The sequence below is a fragment of the Streptomyces ureilyticus genome (assembly GCF_011045025.1).
GTDB lineage: Bacteria > Actinomycetota > Actinomycetes > Streptomycetales > Streptomycetaceae > Streptomyces > Streptomyces ureilyticus.
Map to the genome: position 1 here is coordinate 30,841 of NZ_JAAKZX010000008.1, position 23,760 is coordinate 54,600.

A 23,760-nucleotide genomic window follows, 5' to 3' on the forward strand; every position below is an offset into this window, starting at 1 on the left:
CCAGGTCACTGGCCGCCGGCAGCTGTGGGTCAGCTGCTCGGCAGCTCGAGGTCGCTCTTGTTCAGCTCCTCAATGTTCACGTCCTTGAACGTGAGTACGCGAACCTGCTTCACGAAGCGAGCAGGCCGGTACATGTCCCAGACCCAGGCGTCCGCCATGGACACCTCGAAAAACACCTCACCCTGAACCGAGTGGACCTGCATTTCATAGTCGTTGGTGAGGTAGAAGCGCCGCTCGGTCTCGATCACGTATTTGAACAGACCGACGACGTCGCGGTACTCCCGGTAGAGCTTCAGCTCCATCTCGGTCTCGTACTTCTCGAGGTCCTCGGCGCTCATGGCATGTTCCCCTTCAGCCGTGCGTCCCCCTATTGTGCGCCAGCCCCGCGAGCCTCTAGACGATTTCGGTGTCCAGGATCTCGGGCCTGGTCGGGGGACCCTCGTCGAGCCGCCTACTCAGCAGCCCGGCGAGTCTGGTCGGATACACCGTCTCATGTGCCTGGAGTAGTTCCTGGCACGTCCACCAGCGTGCTCCCGCGACACTGCGCCGTTCCAGCTCGGTCAGGCCGAGGGCCTCGGTGGCCGTCTGAGACGTACGGGCCAGGTAGTACCACTCGTCCTGGTCCCAGCGGCGCCCCGCGAACGGGAACGAGCACGTCCGCCGCCAGAGCACCGGACCGAGCTCGACATCGGTGATGCCGGTCTCCTCCGCGAGTTCCCGCAATGCGGCTTCCTCGCGCGTCTCCTCGCCTTCTACGCCGCCGCCCGGAGTGAACCACCAGTCGTCCGACGGGTCCCCGGGCTCGTGGCCGTGCAGCAGCAAAATGCGGTCGCGCGGATCGAGAAGCACCACCCGCGCGACCTTCCGCAGCTCACCGAGTCCCTCCCGCCCCTCGGGCGGCAGCTCACCGAGTCCCTGAGGTACGTCAGCCGGCAAGAACCTGCTCCTTGCCCGGCGTAACGCTCCGCCGCCGCGCCGCCCGCTTGGCGAGCGGCCCGTACGCGGCGCCACCGAGGACGAGTACCGCGCCCGTCACGATCGCGGCGAGGACCAGCCTCAGGGGCCCGGGCTGGGAAATGCCGCCGAGCGTCTCGAAGCCGGTGGCTCGGTCCAGCACCCCGTTCATGGGCCACACCACCGCGTCGACCCGCGCGTCCACCGAGCCGCGCGGCACCGAGCCGTTGCCGGCCTCCGTGAGATGGGCGGTCGAGTCGAGGGAGCCGCTGCGCTCGTCACCGAGAAGGAAGAGCCGGCCTTCGGGAACCTTGACGGTCGGGATCTCGTTCGCCCGGGCCTCGGAGCCCTTGGCCAGGTACGGTTCCTCGATCTGCTTACCGTTGACGGTCAGCTTGCCGTCCGTGCAGCAGGCGACCGTGTCGCCACCGACCGCGACGACCCGCTTGACTATGGGCACGTTGCCCCAGCTCTCCTGCTTGAAGACGACGACGTCGCCGCGCTGGACCTCGCTGCCGTCGATCCGCTCGGCGAGGATACGGTCGCCGACCGCGATGGTGGGCGTCATCGAGGCCGTCGGCACCGTATACGGCTGGTAGACGATGGCGCCCCAGGCGAATCCTCCGAGGAAGAGCACACAGCCGAGGGCCACAGCCAGGTTCGACAGCTTGCTGCCGAGCCGTCCGTGGCCCTCGTCCGTACGACGTGTCTGGCTCATCCCAGTGCTCCCCCAACTTGGAGAATCGACCCCGGAGGCCTGGTTCCGGCCCTCGGAAGATCGGCGATCTGGGACGGCACCCTACCTGGCGGTAGCGCGCCCAGAAACCCTGGCGTTTTCGACGGTGATCCGGCGCCTGCGCCACAACACCAGGGGCACCGCGCCCGCGAGGCCGAGCGCGCCCGGAGCCGCGGCGGCACTGAGTCCCTGGTCGAAAGTTTCCGGCACCGGCAGCGTGGACCAGCGGGTGGGCGGCCAGGCGACCACGATGGCGCGGCCCACGACGTTGTCCACGGGGACGAAGCCCTTGTTCTCGTCCTGCTGGTGGTAGCGGGAGTCCAGCGAGTTCTGCCGGTGGTCACCCATGACCCAGATTTTGCCCGTGGGTACCGTCTTCTTGAACTGGCCGCCCGAATCGTCGACGCTGCACGGCGTGTTCCCGGGGTAGACGTAAGGCTCGTCCAGCTCCTTGCCGTTGACCTTCAGCGGCCCGGTGCCCTTGCACTCGATGGTGTCTCCGGCGACCGCTACGACCCGCTTGATGAGGTCCTTCTCGTCGGCGGACGGCATCAGGCCGATCCAGCTGAGGGCTGTCTGGATCGCGTTCGGGTTGGGGGCCGGCTCACCCGCCAGCCAGCCGTCGGGATCGTGGAAGACGACGACCTCGCCGCGCTCCGGCTCGGAGCCGAACCACGGAGTGAGCTTGTCGACCAGGACTCGGTCACCCTGCTGAAGGGTGTTCTGCATCGAGTCCGAGGGGATCGAGAACGCCTGTACCAGGAAGGTCTTGATCAGCAGCGCGAGGACCAGGGCGATACCGATGAGGAGCGGGAGTTCCTTCCAGAAGGACCGCTGCTTCTTCGGCTTCGGAGCGTCATCGCCGCCCTGCTCGTGCCCGCCGTCGCCGCCTCCGGCTCCGGAGTCGCCCCCGGAGGGCACAGCGTCCTCAGTGGCCGGGGGAGCCGTCTCGGGTCGCTCCGGTTTGTCCTCCGGACCCTCGTGTCCGGACCGTGCTCCGACCGCCAAATCCCCCACATCCACTCCTCACTCCGTGCCACCGACTGCGCCCGATGCGACGCAGGCCCACCACTCCCATAACGAGCGGGAGTTCCGCAGGGCTCGGGAGCGGGATCAATCCGTATCGATCCGCATTGGCCACCCTATGCGACGCACCGAGGGCGGTGGTCGACCCGCCGGGCGCGTCGGGCACGGACACATAGGTGTCCTGTTCTTCCAGGCCTCGCCAGTGGCCGATGGGCCAGGCGATGACCATGGCACGGCCGACGACCTCCTCTTCGGAAACGGTGCCGTTGTAGGCCTCGTTGCGGTGGAAACGGGAGTCGGCGGAGTTCTCCCGGTGGTCACCCATGACCCACAGACGGCCCGCGGGCACCTTCACCTCGAACCGGAACGAGGAGGGTTTGTTGCCGGGATGGATGTAAGCCTCATTGATGGGCATTCCGTTGACGGTGACGCGGCCCTGGGCGTCGCAGCACTTGACGGTGTCGCCACCGACCGCGACGACCCGCTTGATCAGGTCCCGTTCGTTCTCGGAGGGCAGCAGGCCGATGAAGGTCAGCACCTGCTTGACCTGCTTGACGACGATGGGGTCGTCCTGCTTCGGGATCGGCTGCTCGTCCTCGAGCCATCCCCCGGGGTCCTTGAAGACGACGACGTCGCCGCGTGTGGGCTTGGAGCCGAACCACGGGGTGAGCTTGTCGACCAGGACGCGGTCGCCGATCCGGATGGTCTGCTCCATGGAACCCGAAGGGATCACGAAGGCCTGGACGAGGAACGTCTTCAGGACGAGGGCTATGAGCAGGGCGACGCCTATGAGGAGCGGAATCTCCTTGATCGCCGAGCGCTGCCTGCGCCGCTTGACCTTGCGGGCGAGCTTGCGCCGCTCGGCCCGGCCGGGGCCTACGCGGCCGCTCGTCGGCCGGTATCCGGTGGGCAGCCGGGTGTCGACGCGGTGGCTTCCGCGCGGTCGTCCTCGGTTACCCATGCGCACCGACCGTGGTGTTCAGCTCGTTCGCCTCCGGTTCGGGCACGCGTGCGTAGACGTCGGCGGGGTCCAGGCGGGTCCAGTGGTTCGTGGGCCAGGCGATCCAGTCGGCTCTGCCGATGACGTCGTCGACGGGGACCATGCCGCCGCCCGGTGAGCCCAGATGGTCGCGGGAGTCGCTGGAGTCACCGCGGTGGTCTCCGAGGACGAACAGGGTGCCGTCGGGCACAACGACGTCGAAGGGCACCTCGGACGGCTTGTTCCCCGGGTACAGAAACGTCGACTCGTCGACCGACCGGCCGTTCACCTCGATCCTCCCCTGCCTATCGCAGCAGACCACATGGTCTCCCCCCACACCGACGACTCGTTTGATGTAGTCGGCGGCACCGAAATGGCCCGTGCCGTCGAACACGACGACATCGCCGCGGTTCGGCTCGGCACCAAAACGGTACGCCAACTTATTTACGAGAACGCGGTCCCCGATCCTCAATCCTGGCTCCATCGAACCACTGGGAATTTGGAACGGCTGCATCACAAACCGACTCAAAAGCAGCAGAAAAACCAAGCAGGCGAGCACTGTGAGACTGATGCGACCACCGGGAAGCCAGTCGGCGGTCCAGGACACCAACGAGAAACGCGACCGTCCTTCCGTCCCCTCTGTGGCCGAGATCTCCTCGGCTTCGGTGGGGCGGGAGGAGCGGTCGCGCTCCGTCGACTGTGCTTCGGCGTCCATCGGGCCAGATGCTATCCGGCCCTCTTGTGGACTCCGGCGCGAGCTCAGCTCTCGCGCTTCTCCTTGATCTTCGCGGCCTTGCCGCGCAGCTCGCGCAGGTAGTACAGCTTGGCGCGACGGACGTCACCGCGGGTGACGAGCTCGATCTTCTCGACGATCGGGGTGTGCACCGGGAAGGTGCGCTCGACGCCGACGGAGAACGAGACCTTGCGGACCGTGAAGGTCTCGCGGACACCGGCACCCTGGCGACGGATGACTACGCCCTTGAACTGCTGCACACGGGAGCGGTTGCCCTCGATGACGCGGACGTGGACGTTGACCGTGTCGCCCGGGCGGAAGGCCGGGACGTCGCTGCGCAGCGACGCGGCGTCGACGGAGTCGAGCAGGTGGGACATGATCGTCTGCTTTCTTCGCTGATGCCACAGGTCATCAACGGGAACTAGGTTTCCGGGAGGTGTGCTGCCGTGTCGGGGCGGGCGTCGTGTCCCCCTGTGGCAGGGGCGCACGCCGGACGACGTACAGCAGCGGTCTATTCTTCCACGCCCTCTGGCCTGCGCCAAAATCGGCCGTAGGGCTTCCCCTCCGGGTCCGGTGCCCAGCCCAGGATGGAGAGCATTTCGCGGTCCTTCTTGTCGAAGGCCACGGGGTCGCAGCGCTCGATGAGGTCCGGCCGGTTGGCTGTCGTACGCCGCAGGGCCTCGTCGCGGCGCCAGCGGGCGATCTTCCCGTGGTGGCCGCTGAGCAGGACGTCCGGGATGCCTCGGCCGCGCCACTGGGGTGGCTTCGTGTAAACGGGCCCTTCCAGGAGGCTCGCCATGGCGCCGGGTGCGAAGGAGTCGTCCCTGTGTGACTCGGCATTGCCCAGGACTCCCGGCAGCAGCCGGGCCACGGCCTCCGTGATCACGAGTACGGCCGCCTCTCCGCCGGCCAGTACATAGTCGCCGATGGACACCTCGTGGACGGGCATCCGGGTCGCGTACTCGTCGATGACGCGGCGGTCGATGCCCTCGTAGCGAGCGGGTGCGAAGAGCAGCCAGGGGCGCTCCGAGAGCTCGACGGCGAGTTCCTGGGTGAAGGGCTGCCCGCTGGGCGTGGGGACGACCAGGGCGGGCTCATGAGAGCCGGTCTCGTAGCCGTCCGCCAGCGCGGAGTCCAGGGCGTCGCCCCAGGGCTCGGTCTTCATGACCATGCCGGGGCCGCCACCGTAGGGGGTGTCGTCGACGGTGCTGTGCCGGTCGTAGGTCCACTGCCGTAGATCGTGCACGTGCACATTCAGCTGTCCACGCGCGCGTGCCTTGCCGACGAGGGAGACGTTCAGGGGCTCCAGGTACTCGGGGAAGATCGTGACGACGTCGAGCCGCATTACGCCTCTTCTCCGGAGGGCGCGTTTTCGGCCCCCCTGGAGGAGTCGACTTCCGCTTCGGCCTCCCTGGAGGACACGATTTCGGCCCGGTCGTCGATCAGCCCCGGCGGCGGATCGATGACCGCCCGCTGCTCCTCCAAGTCGATCTCTACGACGATCTCCGCGACGAACGGGATCAGCGCCTCGCTGCCGTCGGGCCGTTCCACCACGAAGAGGTCCTGCGAGGGAAGATGCGAGATCTCCGTGATCCGTCCGACCTCGGCGCCGTCCTTCGTGACGACGTCCAGGTCCATCAGCTGGTGGTCGTAGTACTCGTCCGGCTCCTCGGGCGTCACGTCCGGGTCGACCTCGGCGATCAGCAGGGTGTTGCGCAGCGCCTCGGCCGCGTTCCGGTCCCGTACGCCCTCGAAGCGCAGCAGCAGTCGGCCGCTGTGCACCCGGCCCGTCTCGATGGTCAGCGGACCGGCCGAGGCGGGGTCCGTGGCCAGTACGGCGCCGGGCGCGAGCCGCAGCTCCGGCTCGTCCGTGCGTACCTCGACGGTGACCTCGCCCTTGATGCCGTGGGCGCGGCCGACGCGAGCGACTACCAGCTGCACTGTGTTCGGTCTCCTGTCGTGTGCCTACGGCACTACTCGTAGACGACTGCGGGCCGGGGAGAGCCCAGTGGCCCTCCCCGGCCCGAGCCGGTGTTGCGTATACGTCAGCGAACCTGGTCCACGTCGACAAGATCGACGCGGACTCCACGGCCGCCGATGGCGCCCACGACGGTGCGCAGGGCGCGCGCGGTGCGGCCGTTGCGCCCGATCACCTTGCCGAGGTCGTCGGGGTGCACCCGGACTTCGAGGACCCGACCGCGGCGCAGGTTGCGCGAGGCGACCTGCACATCGTCGGGGTTGTCCACGATGCCCTTCACGAGGTGCTCGAGAGCCTCCTCGAGCATGCTCAGGCCTCGGTCGACTCAGAGGAAGAAGACTCGGCCTTGGCCTCGTCCTTCTTCTCAGCCTTCTTCTTCGGGGTGATGGCCTCACCCTTGCCCTCGTCGTCGCCGCCAAGGGCCTCGAACGACGGACGGGCGGCCTTCTCGGCCGGCTGCAGCAGCGGCGGCGGGGCGGGCTCGCCCTTGTACTTCTGCCAGTCGCCGGTCTTCTTCAGGATGGCGAGAACGGGCTCGGTCGGCTGGGCGCCGACAGACAGCCAGTACTGCGCGCGGTCCGAGTCCACCTCGATACGCGAGGGGTTCTGCACCGGGTGGTACAGACCGATCTCCTCGATGGCCCGGCCGTCACGGCGGGTACGGGAGTCGGCGACGACGATGCGGTAGTGAGGCGAACGGATCTTGCCCAGTCGCTTCAGCTTGATCTTGACTGCCACGGAAGTGGTGTCTCCTGGTCTTGACGTGGTTGGGCACGGCGAGATTGCCGCGTGGGGTTGCGGTACCCGAGTGCCCGATGGACGCGTCAGCCGGAGGAGAGAGGGGTCCTATGCGGCTGTCGAGTACAGCCAGCCATTCTGCCATACGTGGACGGGCATGCCGAACCGGGGCCGTGGCCGTCACCAGGACGGCCACGGGCGTCACCGGCCCCGTGCGGGGCGCCGCTCAGCCCGCTGCGGCGCCGACCACCTCGGGGATGCGGAACGGCTTCCCGCAGCCGCCGCAGACGATGGGCGCCTGGGCGAGGACCGACGGGACGACGCGGACATTACGCCCGCAGTCGCAGACCGCCTTGACCCGGACACCGCCTCCGGAGGAGCCGTGCCTTGCGGCCGGACCCCTGAAGCTGCGTGCCGTGTCGGTGGTGGTCGCGGCTGTGTGCGCCTTGAGGGCGCGCGTCAGCCGCTCGATCGTCGGGCGGTAGCGCCGCTTCGCCTCGGGGCTGAGCGTGACCAGCGAGAAGCCACTGCTGGGATGCGGCTCCTCAGGGTGGTCGAGGCCCAACTCCTCGGCAATAGCGAGGAATCTGCGGTTGTGGTACCGGCCGGCGCGCGAGGTGTCTCGGACTCCTCGGGCGGCGGCGATGCCGTGGACTGCCTCGTGAAGCAGTCGCTCGAAGGAGAGCTCGTGTCCGCAGGCGGACGACGACTCCCCGATCAGGGACTCGGGCGCGGCAAGATCGGGCAGTTCGGGGTGGTGCCGCTGAATGTCGGCCCACGCCCCTGCCAGCTCTGCGGCGAGAACAGGTGGTGTCGTGCTCACGTCGTGACAACGAGCCTGAGTGCCCGTGTGTTCCTATTCCGGGGCATCCCAAATAAATTGCACGTACCCGTCAGTTGCCGCTGATACGTCCGGACGAGGGCGGGTGCGCTGATCTGCGGAGAAGCCTCACAGCTCATACCAAGCCGGTACGTAGTAATACGTACGCCCACCCGTCTCCCACCACCACCCTCAACTGAGGCCCTCCGGGCCACCCCTTTGGTCTGCCACGTAGACAACGTCCGCGCGACGGGGCAGCTGCGGTCATCAGTTGCGCAAGGGGCGTTTCAGCCGCTCTCGTCGGGCCTCAGTAGGCGCGCGCGACAACGGCGACGTTACCGGGTGCGTCCTCGGACTCGGGAACCGACCCGTCCTCCGCGACCAGACACCGTACGGTCACCGCATGCTCGGCCAGCTCGGCCTCGCCTTCCGCGCCGAGAGCGGCCCACGGGATCCGTGCCCAGCCACCCGACGCCGCCGCCTCGACGGCCTCCTCGACCGTCGACACCTCAGCCGTACGGGACTCACGGCGCTCGCGCGATTGCCGCAGAAGCAGCGCTTGGTCGTCCTCCAGGACGGCGGGAAGCAGGCCGGCGAGCGAGTCGATCGCCACCGGCTCCTTGCTGCCGGGGATGCGCCGGGCCAGCATCGCGGTGCCGTCCTCCAGGTCACGGGGGCCGACCTCGATACGTACCGGTACGCCCTTGAGCTCCCAGTCCACGACTCTGCGGCCGAACGGCAGGTCCGTACGGTCGTCCACCTGGACGCGTACACCCACTGCCTTCAGCCGGTCGCCCATCTCCCGGACCTTGGCCAGAACCGTGTCATCGCCCTTCACGGCGAGGACGACGGCCTGGACGGCGGCGAGTCGGGGCGGGACCCGGAGACCGTCGTCGTCTCCGTGCATCATCACCAGGGCGCCGATCATGCGGGTCGTCGATCCCCAGGAGGTCTGCCAGACCAGTTCCTGCTCGCCTTCTTTCGACAGGAAGCGGGTGTTGAACGCCTTCGCGAAGTTCTGGCCGAGTTCATGGCTGGTACCCAACTGGAGGGCCTTGCCGTCGCCCATCATGCCCTCGAGCGTGAGGGTGTTGATGGCGCCCGCGAAACGCTCCTTGGCGGTCTTGCGGCCCAGGACGACATCCATCGCGAGGGTGTTCCTCATGAAGTCCGCGTAGACCTGGTGCTGGATGCGCGCCGCGAAATCACGCGCCTCCTCGTACGTGGCGTGCGCGGTGTGCCCCTCCTGCCACAGGAACTCGGTGGTCCGCAGGAAGAGGCGCGGCCGCAGCTCCCAGCGCACCACGTTCCCCCATTGATTGATCAACAGCGGCAGGTCGCGGTAGCTCTGCACCCACTTCGAGAAGGAAGCGTTGATGATCATCTCTGAGGTGGGGCGGACGACGGCGGGCTCCTCGAGCTCCTTGCCGCCACCATGGGTGACCACGGCCAGCTCGGGCGCGAAACCCTCGACGTGATCGGCCTCCCTGGAGAGGTACGACTGCGGGATCAGGAGCGGGAAGTACGCGTTCTGGGTGCCCGTCTCCTTGATGCGGGCGTCCATGTCCTGCTGCATCCGCTCCCACAGCCCGTACCCATACGGTCGGATCACCATGGTGCCGCGCACCGGCCCGTTGTCGGCCAGCTCGGCCTTGGTGATCAGATCCTGGTACCAGCGCGGAAAATCGTCCGCCCTGGGAGTGAGAACAGGTGCCTTAGCCATGGGACGAACAGTAGGGCGGCCACTGTCCCGATCGTCACCGAATTATTCCTCCGCACGCCAACCAGCCAGGGCGCATTGAGGCGCATATGGGTGGCACTCAAGCAGACGGCCGCAACCCCTGGACGCCACGACGAGCGCGGAGTTTCCTGGCATACGGGGGGAGTGCGGAGCGCACTGCACGGGGGCAAAGGAAACGGGGCACAGCAGCAACTCTCGGTGGATTGGGGCGCTTTATGACACCTACGCTCGTGCGGCAGCACCTGCCTCACGCAGGACCCACGTCCCGTGTGGACCCGTGCGCACGCGCGCGTGACTGGGCCGAGATCCAGGAACGGATGCTCGTCCCGCTCTACGAAGCCGTCTACGAACGCCTCGAAGTAGGCCCCTCGACCTGCCTGCTCGGCCTCGGCTGCGGTTCCGGCCTCGCCCTCCTCATGGCGGCCACGCGGGGCGCCACGGTCACCGGTGTCGACGCGTGCACACCCGAACGGCTGGCCCTCGCGCGGGAACGTCTGCTGCCCGAAGCATGGGGCACGCGCGCGCGTACCGGCGCACGAGGCGTACGGCTGGTCGACGGGCCCCCGGAGGAGGCCGAAAACGCGGATGCGCCCGCGTACAACCTGGTGACCGCCTTCGAACCGATCGGCTGCATGGCCGGCGACTCCGAAGGTCTCGGTGAACTCCTCCAGGCCGCGACTCCGCTCGCCGCCCGCGGCACCCCGGTGGTACTCGTCGGCTGGGGCCCGCCGGAACGCTGCGCCACCTCGTCCGTGCTGCGGGTCGCCACCAAACTGGCGGATCCCCTGCGCAGCACGGGCAGCTGGCGCCCGGCCCGCCGCGACGACCTGGAGGAGGTCGCCCAGCGCGCCGGCCTGCGGCCCGACGGCTCCGGACGGGTTGCCTGCCCCTTCGGGTACGCCGACATGGACAACGCCGTACGCGGACTGCTGTCCACCGGCCTCTTCGACGCGGCCGCCGCCGCGACCGACCAGGCCCAGGTCGACAAGGAGCTGACGGAAGCACTCCATGCTCATCAGCGGCACGACGGCACGGTGTGGATGCCGAATGTGTTCCGGTACCTGATCGCGCGTACGACGTAGCCCCGATACGTCGCTGGGGGCACCCTCCCGGAGAAGGGCGCCCCCAGCGACGTACGAGCAAAGGCGTACGGAAAAACCGTCAGCGCATGAACTTCTTGAACTCGTCGGGCAGTTCGAAGTCCTGCGGCTGCTGGCCGCCCGGCAGGCCCAGGGCGCCGCCGGCCTGACTCGCGGCCTCCCGGCGGGCGGCGGCTTCCTGCTCCTGCTGCTTGCGCTTCATCGGGTTGCCGGAACGCTGCTTGCCCTTGGCCTTCTTGGGCGCCTTCTTCGTCCGGCCGGCGCCGCCGCCCGAGCCCGGCATCCCGGGCATACCCGGCATACCTCCGCCCTGGGCCATGCGGGACATCATCTTGCGCGCCTCGAAGAACCGCTCGACCAGGCCCTTGACCGCGCTGACCTCGACACCGGAACCCTTGGCGATACGGGCGCGCCGCGAGCCGTTGATGATCGTCGGCTCCTGGCGCTCGGCCGGAGTCATCGACTTGATGATCGCGGCCGTACGGTCGACGTCGCGCTCGTCGAGGTTGTTGATCTGGTCCTTGATCTGGCCCATGCCCGGGAGCATGCCGAGCAGCTTGGAGATGGAGCCCATCTTCCTGACCTGCTCCATCTGGTCCAGGAAGTCGTCGAGCGTGAAGTCCTTGCCCTTGCTGGACGCCAGCTTGGACGCCATCTTCTCGGCCTCTTGCTGCGAGAAGGTCTGCTCGGCCTTCTCGATCAGCGTGAGCATGTCGCCCATGCCGAGAATGCGGGACGCCATGCGGTCCGGGTGGAACGCGTCGAAGTCGTCGAGCTTCTCGCCGTTCGAGGCGAACATGATCTGGCGTCCGGTGACATGCGCGATCGACAGCGCCGCACCTCCGCGGGCGTCACCGTCGAGCTTCGACAGGACCACACCGTCGAAGCCGACGCCGTCCCGGAAGGCCTCCGCGGTGTTCACCGCGTCCTGACCGATCATCGCGTCGACGACGAAGAGGACCTCGTCCGGCGAGACCGCGTCACGGATGTCGGCGGCCTGCTGCATCATCTCGGTGTCGATACCGAGGCGGCCCGCGGTGTCGACGATGACGACGTCGTGGAGCTTCTGCTTCGCGTACTCGATGGAGTCCTTGGCGACCTGGACCGGGTCGCCCACGCCGTTGCCCGGCTCGGGCGCGTAGATGCCGACGCCCGCGCGCTCGGCGACGACGCTCAGCTGGTTCACGGCGTTCGGGCGCTGGAGGTCGCAGGCGACGAGCACGGGGGCGTGGCCCTGGCTCTGGAGCCACTTGCCGAGCTTTCCGGCGAGGGTCGTCTTACCGGCACCCTGCAGACCCGCGAGCATGATCACGGTGGGCGGCTGCTTGGCGAAGCGCAGTCGGCGGGTCTCGCCGCCGAGGATGCCGACGAGCTCCTCGTTGACGATCTTGATGACCTGTTGGGCCGGGTTCAGCGCCTGGGAGACCTCGGCGCCGGCCGCCCTCTCCTTGACCTGCTTGATGAAGGCGCGCACCACTGGCAGCGCGACGTCCGCCTCCAGCAGGGCGATACGGATCTCGCGTGCCGTGGCGTCGATGTCCGCCTCGGAGAGGCGCCCTTTGCCGCGGAGGTTCTTGAATGTCGCTGCGAGGCGATCGGAAAGAGTGTCGAACACGGCGGTCGCGAATCCTCAAGTTGGGAGCAGGCGGACAGGGTCGCCCTCCAGGGTATCCGCACGCGCCAAGTGGGGTCTTCACCCCGTTCATACGAAGCCGGAGGGCGCCCTCACCGTCGTACGGAGCCGGAAGGCGCCCCCTGGCTACTCCCGCAACGTCTCCTCCAGCGTCCGAGCCACCGCAGCCGCCTCCTCGCCCGGCAAGGGTGCCCCCTCGGGATCCGTCACGTAGAAGGCGTCCACCGCGTTCGCGCCCAGAGTGCTGACGTGGGCGCTGCGCACGCGGACGTTCGCGTCCTCCAGGGCCCGCCCGATGCGGTGCAGCAGCCCAGGCGCGTCATGAGCGCGTACCTCTATCACCGTGGCCCGCCGCGACCCGACCGAAGCGACCGTCACCCGCGGCGGCGGCGCGATGATGCCCCGGCGCCGGGGATACGCTGCGTCGCGCTCGGCGAGCCGCCCGGCGATATCGAGGGAGCCGTCGAGGGCGCGGACGAGGTCCGCACGCAGCCGGGCGGCCTGCGGCAGCGAGCCGTACTCGGCGGCGACACGCCAGTCGAGGAGCAGCACAGAGCCCTCTGAAGGCGAGAAGTTCTCGGAGTCCTGGACGGAGTCCGGCAGATCCAGTGCGCGCAGTTCCGCCGTACGCACGGTGAGCCGGTGCATCGCGAGCACGCCGGCCACGGCAGGCAGCACCCCGGGCTGGTCCGGCACCGCGATGAGCAGTTCCACACCGAGGGGTTCCGGCTCGCCCGAGGGGTCCTCGGCCGGCGGCTCGGTCTGGGCGCGCAGGGACAGTACGGGGCTGCCGGTGCGGAACGCCTCGATCGCGAGACGTTCCTGCTCGGCGGTGGGCGCGGCGGTCTCCGGCTCCTCGGGGGCGTCCCCGGCGAGTACGGCCGAGACCCGCTTGACGAGGTCGGCCACCAGGGACGCGCGCCACGAGGACCAGGCGGCGGGCCCGGTGGCCAGCGCGTCCGCCTCGGTGAGCGCGTGCAGCAGCTCCAGCGTGCCCTGCGAGCCGACCGCCTCGGCGACGGAGCGCACGGTGGCCGGGTCCTCCAGGTCGCGCCGGGTCGCCGTCTCGACGAGCAGCAGGTGGTGGCGTACGAGGGCGGCGAGTGTCGCGACGTCCGTGCGGTCGAAGCCGATCCGGGCGGCCACGTCGCGCGCGATGATCTCGCCGGCTACGGAGTGGTCGCCGGGCCAGCCCTTGCCGATGTCGTGCAGCAGCGCGGAGACCAGGAGGAGGTCGGGGCGGCCGACGCGGCGGGTCAGCTCGGAGGCCTGCACCGCGGTCTCGATGAGGTGCCGGTCGACGGTCCAGATGTGCACGGCGTTGCGCTGCGGGCGGCAGCGTACGCGTTCCCAGTCGGGCAGCAGCTGGGTGATCAGGCCCTCCGCCTCCAGCGCCTCCCAGACCTCGACCGTGGGGCGCCCGGAGCCGAGCAGGGTGACGAGCTGTTCGCGGGCCTCGGCGGGCCAGGGCGTGGGGAGCGGGCGGGCCGCGGCGGCCATCCTGCGGACGGCGTGCAGCGAGAGCGGCAGTCCGGACTGGGCGGCCGCGGCGGCGGCGCGCAGCGGCAGTACGGGATCGCGGTCGGGGCGGGCGGCGCGGGCGAGGACGACCTCGCCGTCCTGCTCGACGACACCCTCTGCCAGCGGGGACCGCTCGGGGGCGGGCTTGCCGCCACCCAGCATGGCGCGCAGGCGCGGGCGTACAGCGCGCGACTTGAGCACGCGCCCCACTTCACGCCAGGTGACGTCACTGGCGTACGAGATGACGCGGGCGGCCTCGTACACCTGGCGCAGCAGGGTGTCGGCGTCCAGCAGGCCGAGTTCTGCGGCGACCTGGTCCTGTTCCTGGAGCGAGAGCCGGTCGGTGGCGCGGCCGGTCGCGAGGTGCAGGGCGTCGCGGACGTCGAGTATCCGCTTGCGCGCGTCGGCGAGGCCCTCGCGCGGGGCGTCCGCGAGCCAGGAGGCGGCGACGGCGCGCAGGGCGGTGGCGTCGCGGAGGCCGCCGCGGGCTTCTTTGAGGTCGGGTTCGAGGAGGTACTGCAGCTCGCCCTGGCGCTCGGCCCGTTCGGCGCACAGTTCCTGGAGTTCGGGGAGGCGTTTGGGCGCCTGGTTGCGCCAGTCGGCGAGGACGGCCGTACGCAGTCCTGCCGTCAGGCCTAGGTCGCCCGCGAGATGGCGGGCGTCGAGCAGGCCGAGCTGGACCTTCAGGTCTTCGCCCGCGGTCTTGCGCGCCTCGGCCGGCGTACGGACGGAGTGGTCGAGGGCCAGGCCGAGGTCCCATACGGGGTACCAGATGCGGTCCGCGAGGGCGGCCACCGCGTCCGGGTCGGCGCTGCCGTCGTGCAGGAGCAGCAGGTCGAGGTCGCTGCGGGGCGAGAGTTCGCCGCGGCCGTAGCCGCCGACGGCGATGAGGGAGACGCCGCGCAGCCCTTCGGCTCCGGCGTCGAACAGACCGGTGAGCCAGTCGTCGGTCAGTTCCGCGAGGGCCGCACGGCGCGGCGGCCCGGACCGCGCCCCCTCCTGGAGGAGGCGCAGCCGGGCCGCCGCGTAGCCGCTGGGTCCCGAGTCCTCTGCTTCCGTACGTACGTCCGTACTCGTCACCCAGCGACTCCTGTTCTTCTTCTCTTTACAGCGCGTCGGGTCCGCGCTCGCCGGTCCGGACCCGGACGGCCGTCTCGACCGGGATGGACCAGACCTTGCCGTCTCCGATCTTGCCGGTACGGGCCGCCTTGACGATGACGTCGATCAGCTGTTCGGCGTCGTCGTCCTCGGCCAGCACCTCGATACGGATCTTGGGGACGAGGTCGACGGTGTACTCGGCGCCGCGGTAGACCTCGGTGTGTCCCCGCTGACGACCGTAGCCGCTGGCCTCGGTGACCGTCAGGCCGTGCACCCCGAAGGCCTGCAGGGCTTCCTTGATCTCGTCGAGCCGGTGCGGCTTGACGACTGCGGTGATGAGCTTCATGCGTCCACCTTCTTGGCCTTGGCCTCCTGAGCCGGGGCGCTGGGAGCGGCGCTGAACGCCGAGCCACCACCGCCACCGCTGAAGTCGTATGCGGTTTCGGCGTGCTCCGCCTGGTCGATGCCGGCGACCTCGTCGTCCTCACTGACCCGCATCCCGATCGTCTTGTCGATCAGGAAGGCGAGGACCGCGGAGGCCACCAGCGAGTAGGCGAGGACCGCGAAGACACCGGCGCACTGCTTCCAGAACTGGTCCAGGCCGCCGCCGTAGAAGAGGCCCGCGACGTCGGACTGGCCACCGCCGGTGGCGAAGAAGCCGATGAGCAGGGAGCCGACGACACCGCCGACGAGGTGGACGCCGACGACGTCGAGCGAGTCGTCGTAGCCGAGCTTGTACTTGAGGCCGACGGCCATGGCACACAGCACACCGGCGATGGCGCCGACGGCGATCGCGCCGAGCGGGGAGACCGCGCCACCGGACGGGGTGATCGCGACCAGACCGGCGACCGCGCCGGATGCGGCACCGAGGGTGGTGAACGCGCCGTGGCGGATCTTCTCGTAGGCGAGCCAGGCGAGTACGGCGGCAGCGGTGGCGACCTGCGTGTTGATGAACATCAGCGCGCCGACGCCGTCATCGTTGCCGAGCCAGGAGCCGGCGTTGAAGCCGAACCAGCCGAACCACAGCAGACCGGCGCCGAGCATGACCAGCGGGAGGCTGTGCGGGCGCATCGGGTCCTTCTTGAAGCCGACGCGCTTGCCGATGACCAGGATCACACCGAGGGCGGCGGCACCGGCGTTGATGTGCACCGCCGTACCACCGGCGAAGTCGATCACACCGAGCTCGAAGGCCCAGCCGCCGGCGCCCCAGACCCAGTGCGCGACCGGGAAGTAGACGACCGTGGCCCACAGGGCGACGAACAGGGCCCACGCCGAGAACTTCACACGATCCGCGAGCGCACCGCTGATCAGGGCGGGCGTGATGATCGCGAACATCAGCTGGAAGACGGCGAAGACGTAGATCGGGATGGTGTAGCCGTCCCAGAGCTGCGTGAGACCGATGCCGCTGAGCCCGACGTAGTCCGAGGACCAGCCGATGATGCTGCCGGAGTCGGTGCCGAACGCCATGGAGAAGCCGTACAGCACCCACAGAATGGTGACGATCCCCAGGCTGATGAAGCTCATCATCAGCATGTTGAGGGTGCTCTTGACGCGGACCATGCCTCCGTAGAAGAAGGCCAGGCCCGGTGTCATGAGCATCACCAAGGCAGAACAGATGAGCATGAACCCGGTATTGGCGGCGGACAGCGATTCCGCGGCCAGGGTGATGGCTGGTGCCATCGGCGTCTCCTCGTCGTTGGTACGGCCCCGTGCGGGGGAAGCCTGAGCGGGCAGAGCGGTGGGCCGGTTATGCGGCATGAGATTGGCGCAGCGCCGTTTCCGCCGAAGCCCCTCGATGTTTCGCCGCCGTGACGAAGACGCTTCGCGTGTTACGCGTTGATGAACTGCCGGATGCCCGCTCGCGCGATCGTTATCGTGGCGCAACCTTCTGGCGAGGGCGGGCAGCCGACCGCGGCCTGCCATCCGATGACCTGGCGTGGGGAGCCGAGTCGGGCGGTAAGGGACGGCGGGCCGCGGCCGGGGCTTTGCGGGTCAGACCGCGTCGGCGGTCTCGGGCAGGTCCAGGGCCAGTTGCTCGGTCAGATCGACCACTTCGGCGAGGTCCCCGAAGTCGCGTACGGCCGTGTCGACGGTCTTGCGGATACGGGTGTTGACCCGCTCGGAGCGGACCTTCTTGGCGACCGTGAGCGCCTTCCTGGTGAGCTCCGCTCCCTGCTCGGGCTCGCGCTGCAGCAGGTGCACCGTGGCCATCCCGATGAGGTTGAGTGCGTACGAACGCTGGTGCTCGGTGTCCTTCGCGAAGAGGTCGACGGCCTTCCGCATCACGGGCTCGGCGAGCGAGGCGTAGGTGGGGCTGCGGCCCGCGACATAGGCGAGGTCGCGGTAGGAGTGGGAGTTCTCGGCGTGCAGCTCCGCCTCGTTGAAGAAGCGGATCCAGTCGGGCTCGGGCTCGTCGAAGTCCTCGGCGTCGACGAAGGTGTCCTCGGCCATCCGGACGGCGCGCTTGCACTTGCCGGGCTGCCCCATGTTGGCGTACGCCCGGGCCTCCATCGCATACAGCATGGACTGTGTACGAGGGCTCGCGCAGTCGCGGCCTCCGTACTGTGCGAGGTGGATCAGTTCCAGTGCGTCGTCGGGCCGCCCGAGGTGGATCATCTGGCGGCTCATGCTGGACAGAATGTACGAGCCGAGCGGCTTTTCTGCGGCTTCCTTGGCGGCGTGCAGGGCGAGGACGAAGTACTTCTGCGCGGTGGGCTGCAGCCCGACGTCGTAACTCATCCAGCCCGCCAGCTCGGCCAGCTCGGCGGCGACCTTGAACAGGCGTTTGGCGGTGGCCTCGGGCTGCGATTCCTGGAGGAGGTCCGTCACCTCGTGCAGCTGGCCGACGACGGCCTTGCGGCGCAGACCGCCGCCGCACTGCGCGTCCCACTGCCGGAACATGACCGTGGTGGTCTCCAGCAGGTCGAGTTCGGGCTGGGACAGCCGGCGCGCACGCCGCGCGACGGCCGGGGGCTCGGGTTCTTCGCGGGGGCTCGCGGGGCTGGGAACCAGCCAGCGCTGCATGGGCTCGATCAGTGACGAGCCGGCGGAGAGGGCCAGCGAGGTGCCGAGGAAGCCGCGGCGGGCGAGCATCAGGTCGCTGCGGGAGAACTCGCTGATCAGGGCGACGGTCTGCGGGGCGGTCCACGGCAGATCGACGCCGGACACGGACGGTGACTGGTGGGCGGAGCGCAGGCCGAGGTCCTCGACGGCGACGACGCAGCCGAAGCGCTCGGAGAACAGCTCGGACAGGATGCGCGGGATCGGCTCGCGCGGGTTCTCCCCGTCCAGCCAGCGGCGTACGCGGGAGGTGTCCGTGGAGATGTGGTTGGCGCCCAACTGGCGGGCCCTGCGGTTCACTTGGCGTGCCAGCTCACCCTTGGACCAGCCGCTGCGCACGAACCAGGAGCCGAGCAGCTCATTGGGGCGCTTGTCAGCGTTCGTGGCGTTCGTAGCGTTTGTCCCGCTTCCGCCGTCGCCGCCCACTGGCACGCCCCCATTTCTTCAAACCACTTGTTGCGCTGTGTGCGCCAAGCCCTACCAGATTGCCGGTTCATACGGTCGCCCGTCCGGCGGTTCTCACCTGTCGAACGAAGAGCCGACTTGCCTCCGGCATACTCACGAGTGCGAGCGTCCCCAGGAGTCGTGCACACACAGTAATCCTACGATCACCTCCCCGGCCATGGCGGAAGCGGAAACGCCACCATTCGCCACCCCTTCGAATGAACTCACAGTGGCCGGTCCGCGATTCACTTGACACAGGACGGCCAGGAGTGGCGGAACGGAGCACGCCGGGGCGCACGAAGCCAAGCACACCACCCGCAGCGCTTCTGGGCGCCGCTTGACCCAAGCCGGCGCCGGGAACGCAGAGTTACGTTCTGATTCCGCCACGTAACCATCGGTGCGCTGAACCTGTTGGAGGGGGCATGGGCTTCACGATCGGCGGCAGCCGTGGGATGCGCGAGATCAGGCCCGGCTCACGTCGCCGGGGCCGCACGCTGGAGTGCACCGCCGTGGCCGAGTTCACCGGACTGTGGGGGTGGGACGTGGTGCCAGGCGCCCGGGCGGCCGCGGGTTCCTGCTCCTGCGGCCGGGCCGACTGCCCGGCACCCGGCGCACACCCACTGCACTTCGCTCCGGTCATCCCGGCCGGCGCCACCCTCGACCAGGCGACCGAGGCCTGGGCCGACTTCCCCGGCGCCGCCATGATGCTCCCGGTGGGACGCGCCTTCGACGTGATCGAGGTCGCCGAACCCGCCGGACGGCGCGCACTGATCCGCCTCGAACGGATGGGCCTCCCGCTGGGCCCCGTGACGGCGACCCCGGACGGCCGCGCCCACTTCTTCGTCGCCCCCGGCACAGCGGCCGAACTGCCCGAGCTCCTCTACCGCATGGGCTGGGACTGGGACGACGCCACCCTCGACCTGCACGGCCTCGGCCCCGGCACGTACATCACGGCCCCGCCCTCCGACCGCGCCGGCCTCGGCCCGGCCCACTGGCTCCGCTCCCCCGCCCTCGACTCGGCGACGAAGCCACCCGCGGCACGCCTGCTGCTCGGGACACTGGCTTACGTGACGCACCGGTCGCGGGCATAGCCGTACACAGCGAAGCGCCCGACCCAACTGCACCTTGGGACGGGCGCTTCTTCAACCACATACGGATTTCCGTACCTGGTCTCACTCTCCGATAAGGGCGTCAACAAAAGCCTCCGGCTCGAACGGCGCCAAGTCGTCCGCGCCCTCCCCCAGGCCGACGAGCTTGACCGGAACCCCCAGCTCACGCTGGACGGCGATGACGATGCCGCCCTTGGCCGTGCCGTCGAGCTTCGTCAGGACAATGCCGGTGATGTCGACGACCTCGGCGAAGACACGGGCCTGGACGAGGCCGTTCTGACCGGTGGTGGCGTCCAGGACCAGCAGGATCTCGTCGAGCGGCGCCTGCTTCTCGACCACGCGCTTGACCTTGCCGAGCTCGTCCATCAGCCCGGTCTTGGTGTGCAGGCGCCCCGCGGTGTCGATGAGCACGACGTCCGTGCCCATCTCCTTGCCCTCCTTGACCGCGTCGAAGGCCACGGAAGCGGGATCGCCGGCCTCGGGCCCACGCACCGTGTACGCGCCGACCCGCTCGCCCCAGGTCTGGAGCTGATCGGCGGCGGCGGCACGGAAGGTGTCGGCGGCACCCAGGACGACGGTGCGGCCGTCCGCGACGAGGACGCGGGCGAGCTTGCCGGTAGTGGTGGTCTTGCCGGTGCCGTTGACGCCGACGACCATCACGATGCCGGGCTTGCTGGCCTCGGGCTCCGTCTTCACGGTGCGGTCCATGTCGGTGCCGACCAGCTTGAGCAGTTCCTCACGCAACAGGCCGCGCAGCTCCGCGGGCGTACGGGTGCCGAGCACCTTCACACGCTCACGCAGCCCCTCGACCAGCTCCTGGGTGGGCTGCACGCCGACATCGGCGGTGAGCAGCGTGTCCTCGATCTCCTCCCAGGTGTCGTCGTCCAGGTGCTCGCGCGAGAGGAGCGTGAGCAGCCCCTTGCCGAGCGCGTTCTGCGAGCGGGAGAGCCGGGCGCGCAGTCGCACCAGGCGCCCCGCGGCCGGCTCCGGGATCTCGATCTCGGGTGCGGCCGGACGCTCCTCGACGGCGACGGCCCCCGAGGTGTCCGGAAGATCCACCTCCTCGATCGTGCGACGCGGTTCCTCGCGCGGCGTCTCGGCCTCGTCGCCGACGTGCGGCTCGGCCGGAGGGGCGGTGATGTCGGGCGTGGCGGGAGGCGGCGGGGGCGGCTGCTTCCGTCGGCGGCTGCCGACGACGAGCCCGCCGAGCGCACCGATCACGACTACGGCGATGACTACAAGAAGGATGACGATTTCCATAACGCGTCCAGTATGGCGTGACCCGTCGGGCGACCGTTCGTTCTCCTCGCGGGGACTTTTCGTCCCTGCGGGCTGGGCTGGACCGTCGCCCGGCCTCGGCTGGGCGAGAAGCCCCTCGGGGCGGAGTCACAACGCCACCAGTGGTTGCGCGTATCGTGCGCGAGGCGCACGGAGGGTTGTGGCAGCTCATGACGTGGGTTGCCACAACCCTCGTAAAAGGGAGCCTGCCCTCTCTAGCCGTCTGACGCCCCGTCAGCTACCGTCCCCCTTCTCCGGCACCCCGCCCGAAGGAGGACCCGCCATGCCCGTGACGGTCGTACGTTTCAACCTGGTGGAGCCCGACGCGACGAGCGAATCCCTCAGCGCCCGCTACCAGGCCGCCCTGGAGATGGCCAAGTACGCCGACGACCGCGGGATGAGCACCGTACAGACCGAGGAGCACCACGGCGCCGCCAACAACTGGCTGCCCTCCCCCTTCACCTTCGCCGGCGCGGTCTTCGGCGCCACCCGGCGGATCGCGGTCACGGTCTCGGCGATCATCGGCCCGCTGCACGATCCGCTGCGGCTGGCCGAGGAGATGGCCGTACTCGACCTGATCAGCGGCGGCCGGCTGGTGACGGTCGCGGGGATCGGCTACCGCCCCGAGGAGTACGCGCTCTTCGACGTCGAGTGGAAGCGGCGCGGCAAGCTCCAGGACGAGCTGCTGGAGACGCTGCTCAAGGCGTGGACGGGCGAGGAGTTCGAGTACCGCGGCCGTACGGTTCGGATCACCCCGCGCCCGTACACCCGGCCGCATCCGCTGCTGCTGGTCGGCGGCTCCTCGCAGGCGGCGGCCCGGCGTGCCGCCCGGCTCGGGCTGCCGTTCTTCCCGAGCGCGCATCTGCCGGAGCTGGAGGCGTACTACAAAGAGCGTCTCGTGGAGTACGGCACGGAGGGCTGGACCATGATGCCTCCGGCCGAGACGCCGCTGCTGCACCTGGCCGAGGATCCGGACCGGGTGTGGTCGGAGCACGGCGAGCACTTCCTGCACGAGGCGCGGACGTACGCGTCCTGGCAGTCCGGCGACATCCGTTCCGCGGTGAAGTCGGGGGCGACAACGGTCGACGAGCTGCGCGCGGAGGGTGTGTACCGGATCGTGACGCCGGACGAGTGCCTGGCCCAGGGCCTCGAGAACTACGTACTGCATCCCCTGTCCGGCGGAATGCCGGTCGACGAGGGCTGGCGCAGCATGCATCTGTTCTGCGAGAACGTGCTGCCCCGGCTCAAGGCCGCGGAGGGCTGAGCCGGGGCCGTACAGCCTGGCCTATCCCATCTCCTCCAGCGCCTTGCCCTTGGTCTCCGTGACGAACTTGAGCACGAAGGGGATGGAGAGGGCGGCGAAGACGGTGTAGATCACGTACGTCAGGGAGAGGTTCCAGTCCGCCAGGGACGGGAAGCTCGCGGTGATGGCCCAGTTGGCGATCCACTGCGCGGAGGCGGCGACGCCGAGGGCGGCGGCGCGGATCTTGTTCGGGAACATCTCGCCGAGGAAGACCCAGACCACCACACCCCACGAGAGGGCGAAGAAGAGCACGAAGACGTGGGCGGCGATCAGCGCGACCCAGCCCTGCGTGGCCGGCAGCTTGCCGCCGACGAGGTCGAAGGAGAAGGCCCAGGCTTCGAGGGCGAGACCGATGACCATGCCGACGGAGCCGATGAGCGCGAGGGGCCTGCGGCCGATGCGGTCGACGAAGATCATGGCGATCACGGTGCCGACGATGTTGATGATCGACGTCGTGAACGAGTAGAAGAACGACTCCGTCGGGTCGACGCCGACGGACTGCCACAGGGTCGAGGAGTAGTAGAACGCGACGTTGATGCCGACGAACTGCTGGAAGACGGAGAGTCCGATGCCGATCCAGACGATCGGCCGGAAGAGGAAGCTGCCGCCGAGCAGGTCCCGGAAGGTCGACTTGTGCTCGCTCTTCATGGCGTGCTCGATCTCCCGCACGCGGGCGTCCAGGTCGATGTCCTTGCCCTCGACCTCGGCGAGCACCTCGCGGGCGCGGGTCTCCTTGCCGGCGGAGATGAGGTAGCGGGGCGATTCGGGGATCGCGAAGGAGAGCAGGCCGTACAGGACGGCGGGGATGACCATCACGCCGAGCATGACCTGCCAGGCTTCCAGGCCCATCAGGGTGCCGCGCTGGTCGCCGTCCGCGGCGTTCAGGATGCCCCAGTTGACCAGCTGCGAGACGGCGATGCCGATGACGATCGCGGCCTGCTGGAAGGAGCCGAGGCGTCCGCGGTACGCGGCGGGGGCGACCTCGGCGATGTAGGCGGGGCCGATCACTGAGGCCATGCCGATGGCGAAGCCGCCGACGATGCGCCAGAAGGCCAGGTCGTACAGCGCGAAGGGCAGTGCGGAGCCGACGGCGCTGACGATGAAGAGGACGGCCGCGATCTGCATACAGCGGATGCGGCCTATGCGGTCGGCGATCCGGCCCGCGGTTGCGGCGCCGATCGCGCAGCCGATCAGCGCGATGGCGATCACCTGCGCGAGAGCCGCGGAGCCGATGTCGTAGCGGTGCCGGATGGCTTCGACGGCGCCGTTGATCACGGCACTGTCGTAGCCGAAGAGGAAGCCACCCATCGCGGCCGCCGCCGCGATGAAGATGACGTGCCCGAGGTGTTCGGGATGAGCCTCCCGGGCTCCTGACTTGGATACCTGCGCTGCGCTGGTCACATGTACTCCTCGGGCCGCCGGCCTCGCTGCCGGGGGGTGGGCAAGCCCTTCAACTGAAGGTAAAGGCAACGTTTTCGAGGTTATTCCTTCAAGTTTTGAAGTCAACCG

23 protein-coding genes are annotated in these 23,760 nt (G+C 69.1%); 3 read left to right on the plus strand and 20 right to left on the minus strand.

Annotation, left to right across the window (positions count from 1 at the left end; all coding sequences use genetic code 11):
* Positions 1 to 29: 29 nt before the first annotated feature.
* The 13 genes from G6048_RS04090 to proS form a co-directional block, all read right to left on the minus strand.
* On the minus strand, positions 30 to 338 hold the full coding sequence (locus G6048_RS04090; RefSeq protein ID WP_055510545.1) for a DUF2469 domain-containing protein: 309 nt from the start codon (positions 336 to 338) through the stop codon (positions 30 to 32).
* A 55-nt stretch (positions 339 to 393) separates the two neighbouring features.
* Positions 394 to 903, minus strand: coding sequence for an NUDIX hydrolase (locus G6048_RS04095; protein WP_165338096.1), 510 nt, complete (start codon positions 901 to 903; stop codon positions 394 to 396).
* A 22-nt stretch (positions 904 to 925) separates the two neighbouring features.
* Positions 926 to 1,672, minus strand: a complete 747-nt coding sequence (gene lepB, locus G6048_RS04100; protein WP_165338038.1) for a signal peptidase I — start codon at positions 1,670 to 1,672, stop codon at positions 926 to 928.
* A gap of 81 nt (positions 1,673 to 1,753) precedes the next feature.
* Positions 1,754 to 2,707, minus strand: a complete 954-nt coding sequence (lepB, locus tag G6048_RS04105; RefSeq protein WP_165338039.1) for a signal peptidase I — start codon at positions 2,705 to 2,707, stop codon at positions 1,754 to 1,756.
* Positions 2,619 to 3,677: a signal peptidase I gene (gene lepB / locus G6048_RS04110; RefSeq protein WP_165338040.1), complete on the minus strand. Its 1,059-nt coding sequence runs from the start codon at positions 3,675 to 3,677 to the stop codon at positions 2,619 to 2,621. Before lepB (G6048_RS04110) ends, lepB (G6048_RS04105) begins: the two co-directional genes overlap by 89 nt.
* Positions 3,670 to 4,410: a signal peptidase I gene (lepB, locus tag G6048_RS04115; protein WP_165338041.1), complete on the minus strand. Its 741-nt coding sequence runs from the start codon at positions 4,408 to 4,410 to the stop codon at positions 3,670 to 3,672. Before lepB (G6048_RS04115) ends, lepB (G6048_RS04110) begins: the two co-directional genes overlap by 8 nt.
* A gap of 44 nt (positions 4,411 to 4,454) precedes the next feature.
* Positions 4,455 to 4,805: a 50S ribosomal protein L19 gene (gene rplS, locus G6048_RS04120; protein WP_016432403.1), complete on the minus strand. Its 351-nt coding sequence runs from the start codon at positions 4,803 to 4,805 to the stop codon at positions 4,455 to 4,457.
* 134 nt (positions 4,806 to 4,939) lie between these two features.
* On the minus strand, positions 4,940 to 5,773 hold the full coding sequence (trmD, locus tag G6048_RS04125; protein WP_165338042.1) for a tRNA (guanosine(37)-N1)-methyltransferase TrmD: 834 nt from the start codon (positions 5,771 to 5,773) through the stop codon (positions 4,940 to 4,942).
* Positions 5,773 to 6,369: a ribosome maturation factor RimM gene (gene rimM, locus G6048_RS04130; protein ID WP_165338043.1), complete on the minus strand. Its 597-nt coding sequence runs from the start codon at positions 6,367 to 6,369 to the stop codon at positions 5,773 to 5,775. The genes trmD and rimM overlap by 1 nt, the downstream gene beginning before the upstream one ends.
* A 104-nt stretch (positions 6,370 to 6,473) precedes the next feature.
* Entirely contained in the window at positions 6,474 to 6,713 is a 240-nt protein-coding gene (locus G6048_RS04135; RefSeq protein ID WP_014176063.1) for an RNA-binding protein, read from the minus strand.
* 2 nt (positions 6,714 to 6,715) lie between these two features.
* Positions 6,716 to 7,144 carry a 30S ribosomal protein S16 gene (gene rpsP, locus G6048_RS04140; protein ID WP_165338044.1) on the minus strand — a complete coding sequence of 143 codons (429 nt, stop codon included), beginning with the start codon at positions 7,142 to 7,144 and terminating at the stop codon, positions 6,716 to 6,718.
* Between the two features lie 226 nt (positions 7,145 to 7,370).
* A complete protein-coding gene (locus G6048_RS04145; RefSeq protein WP_033321112.1) occupies positions 7,371 to 7,967 on the minus strand; it encodes a hypothetical protein in 597 nt (198 codons plus the stop codon).
* Between the two features lie 304 nt (positions 7,968 to 8,271).
* A complete protein-coding gene (proS, locus tag G6048_RS04150; protein WP_165338045.1) occupies positions 8,272 to 9,687 on the minus strand; it encodes a proline--tRNA ligase in 1,416 nt (471 codons plus the stop codon).
* A gap of 233 nt (positions 9,688 to 9,920) precedes the next feature.
* On the opposite strand from proS, the gene G6048_RS04155 reads away from it, so the two are divergent.
* The gene (locus G6048_RS04155; protein WP_165338046.1) at positions 9,921 to 10,787 is read left to right on the plus strand and encodes an SAM-dependent methyltransferase; all 867 of its coding nucleotides are present in this window, start codon (positions 9,921 to 9,923) and stop codon (positions 10,785 to 10,787) included.
* 79 nt (positions 10,788 to 10,866) lie between these two features.
* Here the strand turns inward: G6048_RS04155 and ffh are convergent, their stop codons facing one another.
* From ffh to nsdA, 5 genes are all read right to left on the minus strand, one after another.
* Positions 10,867 to 12,420 carry a signal recognition particle protein gene (ffh, locus tag G6048_RS04160; RefSeq protein ID WP_165338047.1) on the minus strand — a complete coding sequence of 518 codons (1,554 nt, stop codon included), beginning with the start codon at positions 12,418 to 12,420 and terminating at the stop codon, positions 10,867 to 10,869.
* A 144-nt stretch (positions 12,421 to 12,564) separates the two neighbouring features.
* Entirely contained in the window at positions 12,565 to 15,039 is a 2,475-nt protein-coding gene (locus G6048_RS04165) for a [protein-PII] uridylyltransferase (RefSeq protein ID WP_165338048.1), read from the minus strand.
* Positions 15,040 to 15,064: 25 nt separating this feature from the next.
* Positions 15,065 to 15,403 carry a P-II family nitrogen regulator gene (locus G6048_RS04170; RefSeq protein WP_009308760.1) on the minus strand — a complete coding sequence of 113 codons (339 nt, stop codon included), beginning with the start codon at positions 15,401 to 15,403 and terminating at the stop codon, positions 15,065 to 15,067.
* The gene (locus G6048_RS04175) at positions 15,400 to 16,737 is read right to left on the minus strand and encodes an ammonium transporter (RefSeq protein WP_165338049.1); all 1,338 of its coding nucleotides are present in this window, start codon (positions 16,735 to 16,737) and stop codon (positions 15,400 to 15,402) included. The genes G6048_RS04170 and G6048_RS04175 overlap by 4 nt, the downstream gene beginning before the upstream one ends.
* A 312-nt stretch (positions 16,738 to 17,049) precedes the next feature.
* Positions 17,050 to 18,543 carry a transcriptional repressor NsdA gene (gene nsdA / locus G6048_RS04180; RefSeq protein ID WP_165338097.1) on the minus strand — a complete coding sequence of 498 codons (1,494 nt, stop codon included), beginning with the start codon at positions 18,541 to 18,543 and terminating at the stop codon, positions 17,050 to 17,052.
* Positions 18,544 to 18,983: 440 nt separating this feature from the next.
* On the opposite strand from nsdA, the gene G6048_RS04185 reads away from it, so the two are divergent.
* Positions 18,984 to 19,652 carry a bifunctional DNA primase/polymerase gene (locus G6048_RS04185; RefSeq protein WP_165338050.1) on the plus strand — a complete coding sequence of 223 codons (669 nt, stop codon included), beginning with the start codon at positions 18,984 to 18,986 and terminating at the stop codon, positions 19,650 to 19,652.
* Between the two features lie 81 nt (positions 19,653 to 19,733).
* Here G6048_RS04185 and ftsY read toward each other — a convergent pair whose 3' ends face one another.
* The gene (gene ftsY, locus G6048_RS04190; RefSeq protein ID WP_165338051.1) at positions 19,734 to 20,930 is read right to left on the minus strand and encodes a signal recognition particle-docking protein FtsY; all 1,197 of its coding nucleotides are present in this window, start codon (positions 20,928 to 20,930) and stop codon (positions 19,734 to 19,736) included.
* A gap of 301 nt (positions 20,931 to 21,231) precedes the next feature.
* Here ftsY and G6048_RS04195 point away from each other — a divergent pair, with 301 nt between their 5' ends.
* Positions 21,232 to 22,212 carry an LLM class flavin-dependent oxidoreductase gene (locus tag G6048_RS04195; protein ID WP_165338052.1) on the plus strand — a complete coding sequence of 327 codons (981 nt, stop codon included), beginning with the start codon at positions 21,232 to 21,234 and terminating at the stop codon, positions 22,210 to 22,212.
* Between the two features lie 21 nt (positions 22,213 to 22,233).
* Here G6048_RS04195 and G6048_RS04200 read toward each other — a convergent pair whose 3' ends face one another.
* Positions 22,234 to 23,652: a sugar porter family MFS transporter gene (locus tag G6048_RS04200; protein ID WP_165338053.1), complete on the minus strand. Its 1,419-nt coding sequence runs from the start codon at positions 23,650 to 23,652 to the stop codon at positions 22,234 to 22,236.
* Between the last annotated feature and the right edge of the window lie 108 nt (positions 23,653 to 23,760).

Excerpts from the sequence above, each read along its gene's own strand:
- lepB (WP_165338041.1), bottom strand. The coding sequence starts at position 4,410 with ATGGACGCCGAAGCACAGTCGACGGAGCGCGACCGCTCCTCCCGCCCC.
- G6048_RS04090 (WP_055510545.1), bottom strand. The coding sequence starts at position 338 with ATGAGCGCCGAGGACCTCGAGAAGTACGAGACCGAGATGGAGCTGAAG.
- G6048_RS04185 (WP_165338050.1), top strand. The coding sequence starts at position 18,984 with ATGGGCTTCACGATCGGCGGCAGCCGTGGGATGCGCGAGATCAGGCCC.
- lepB (WP_165338038.1), bottom strand. The coding sequence starts at position 1,672 with ATGAGCCAGACACGTCGTACGGACGAGGGCCACGGACGGCTCGGCAGC.
- G6048_RS04170 (WP_009308760.1), bottom strand. The coding sequence starts at position 15,403 with ATGAAGCTCATCACCGCAGTCGTCAAGCCGCACCGGCTCGACGAGATC.
- G6048_RS04155 (WP_165338046.1), top strand. The coding sequence starts at position 9,921 with ATGACACCTACGCTCGTGCGGCAGCACCTGCCTCACGCAGGACCCACG.
- G6048_RS04175 (WP_165338049.1), bottom strand. The coding sequence starts at position 16,737 with ATGGCACCAGCCATCACCCTGGCCGCGGAATCGCTGTCCGCCGCCAAT.
- G6048_RS04195 (WP_165338052.1), top strand. The coding sequence starts at position 21,232 with ATGCCCGTGACGGTCGTACGTTTCAACCTGGTGGAGCCCGACGCGACG.
- ftsY (WP_165338051.1), bottom strand. The coding sequence starts at position 20,930 with ATGGAAATCGTCATCCTTCTTGTAGTCATCGCCGTAGTCGTGATCGGT.
- G6048_RS04135 (WP_014176063.1), bottom strand. The coding sequence starts at position 6,713 with ATGCTCGAGGAGGCTCTCGAGCACCTCGTGAAGGGCATCGTGGACAAC.
- rplS (WP_016432403.1), bottom strand. The coding sequence starts at position 4,805 with ATGTCCCACCTGCTCGACTCCGTCGACGCCGCGTCGCTGCGCAGCGAC.
- trmD (WP_165338042.1), bottom strand. The coding sequence starts at position 5,773 with ATGCGGCTCGACGTCGTCACGATCTTCCCCGAGTACCTGGAGCCCCTG.
- lepB (WP_165338040.1), bottom strand. The coding sequence starts at position 3,677 with ATGGGTAACCGAGGACGACCGCGCGGAAGCCACCGCGTCGACACCCGG.
- proS (WP_165338045.1), bottom strand. The coding sequence starts at position 9,687 with ATGGCTAAGGCACCTGTTCTCACTCCCAGGGCGGACGATTTTCCGCGC.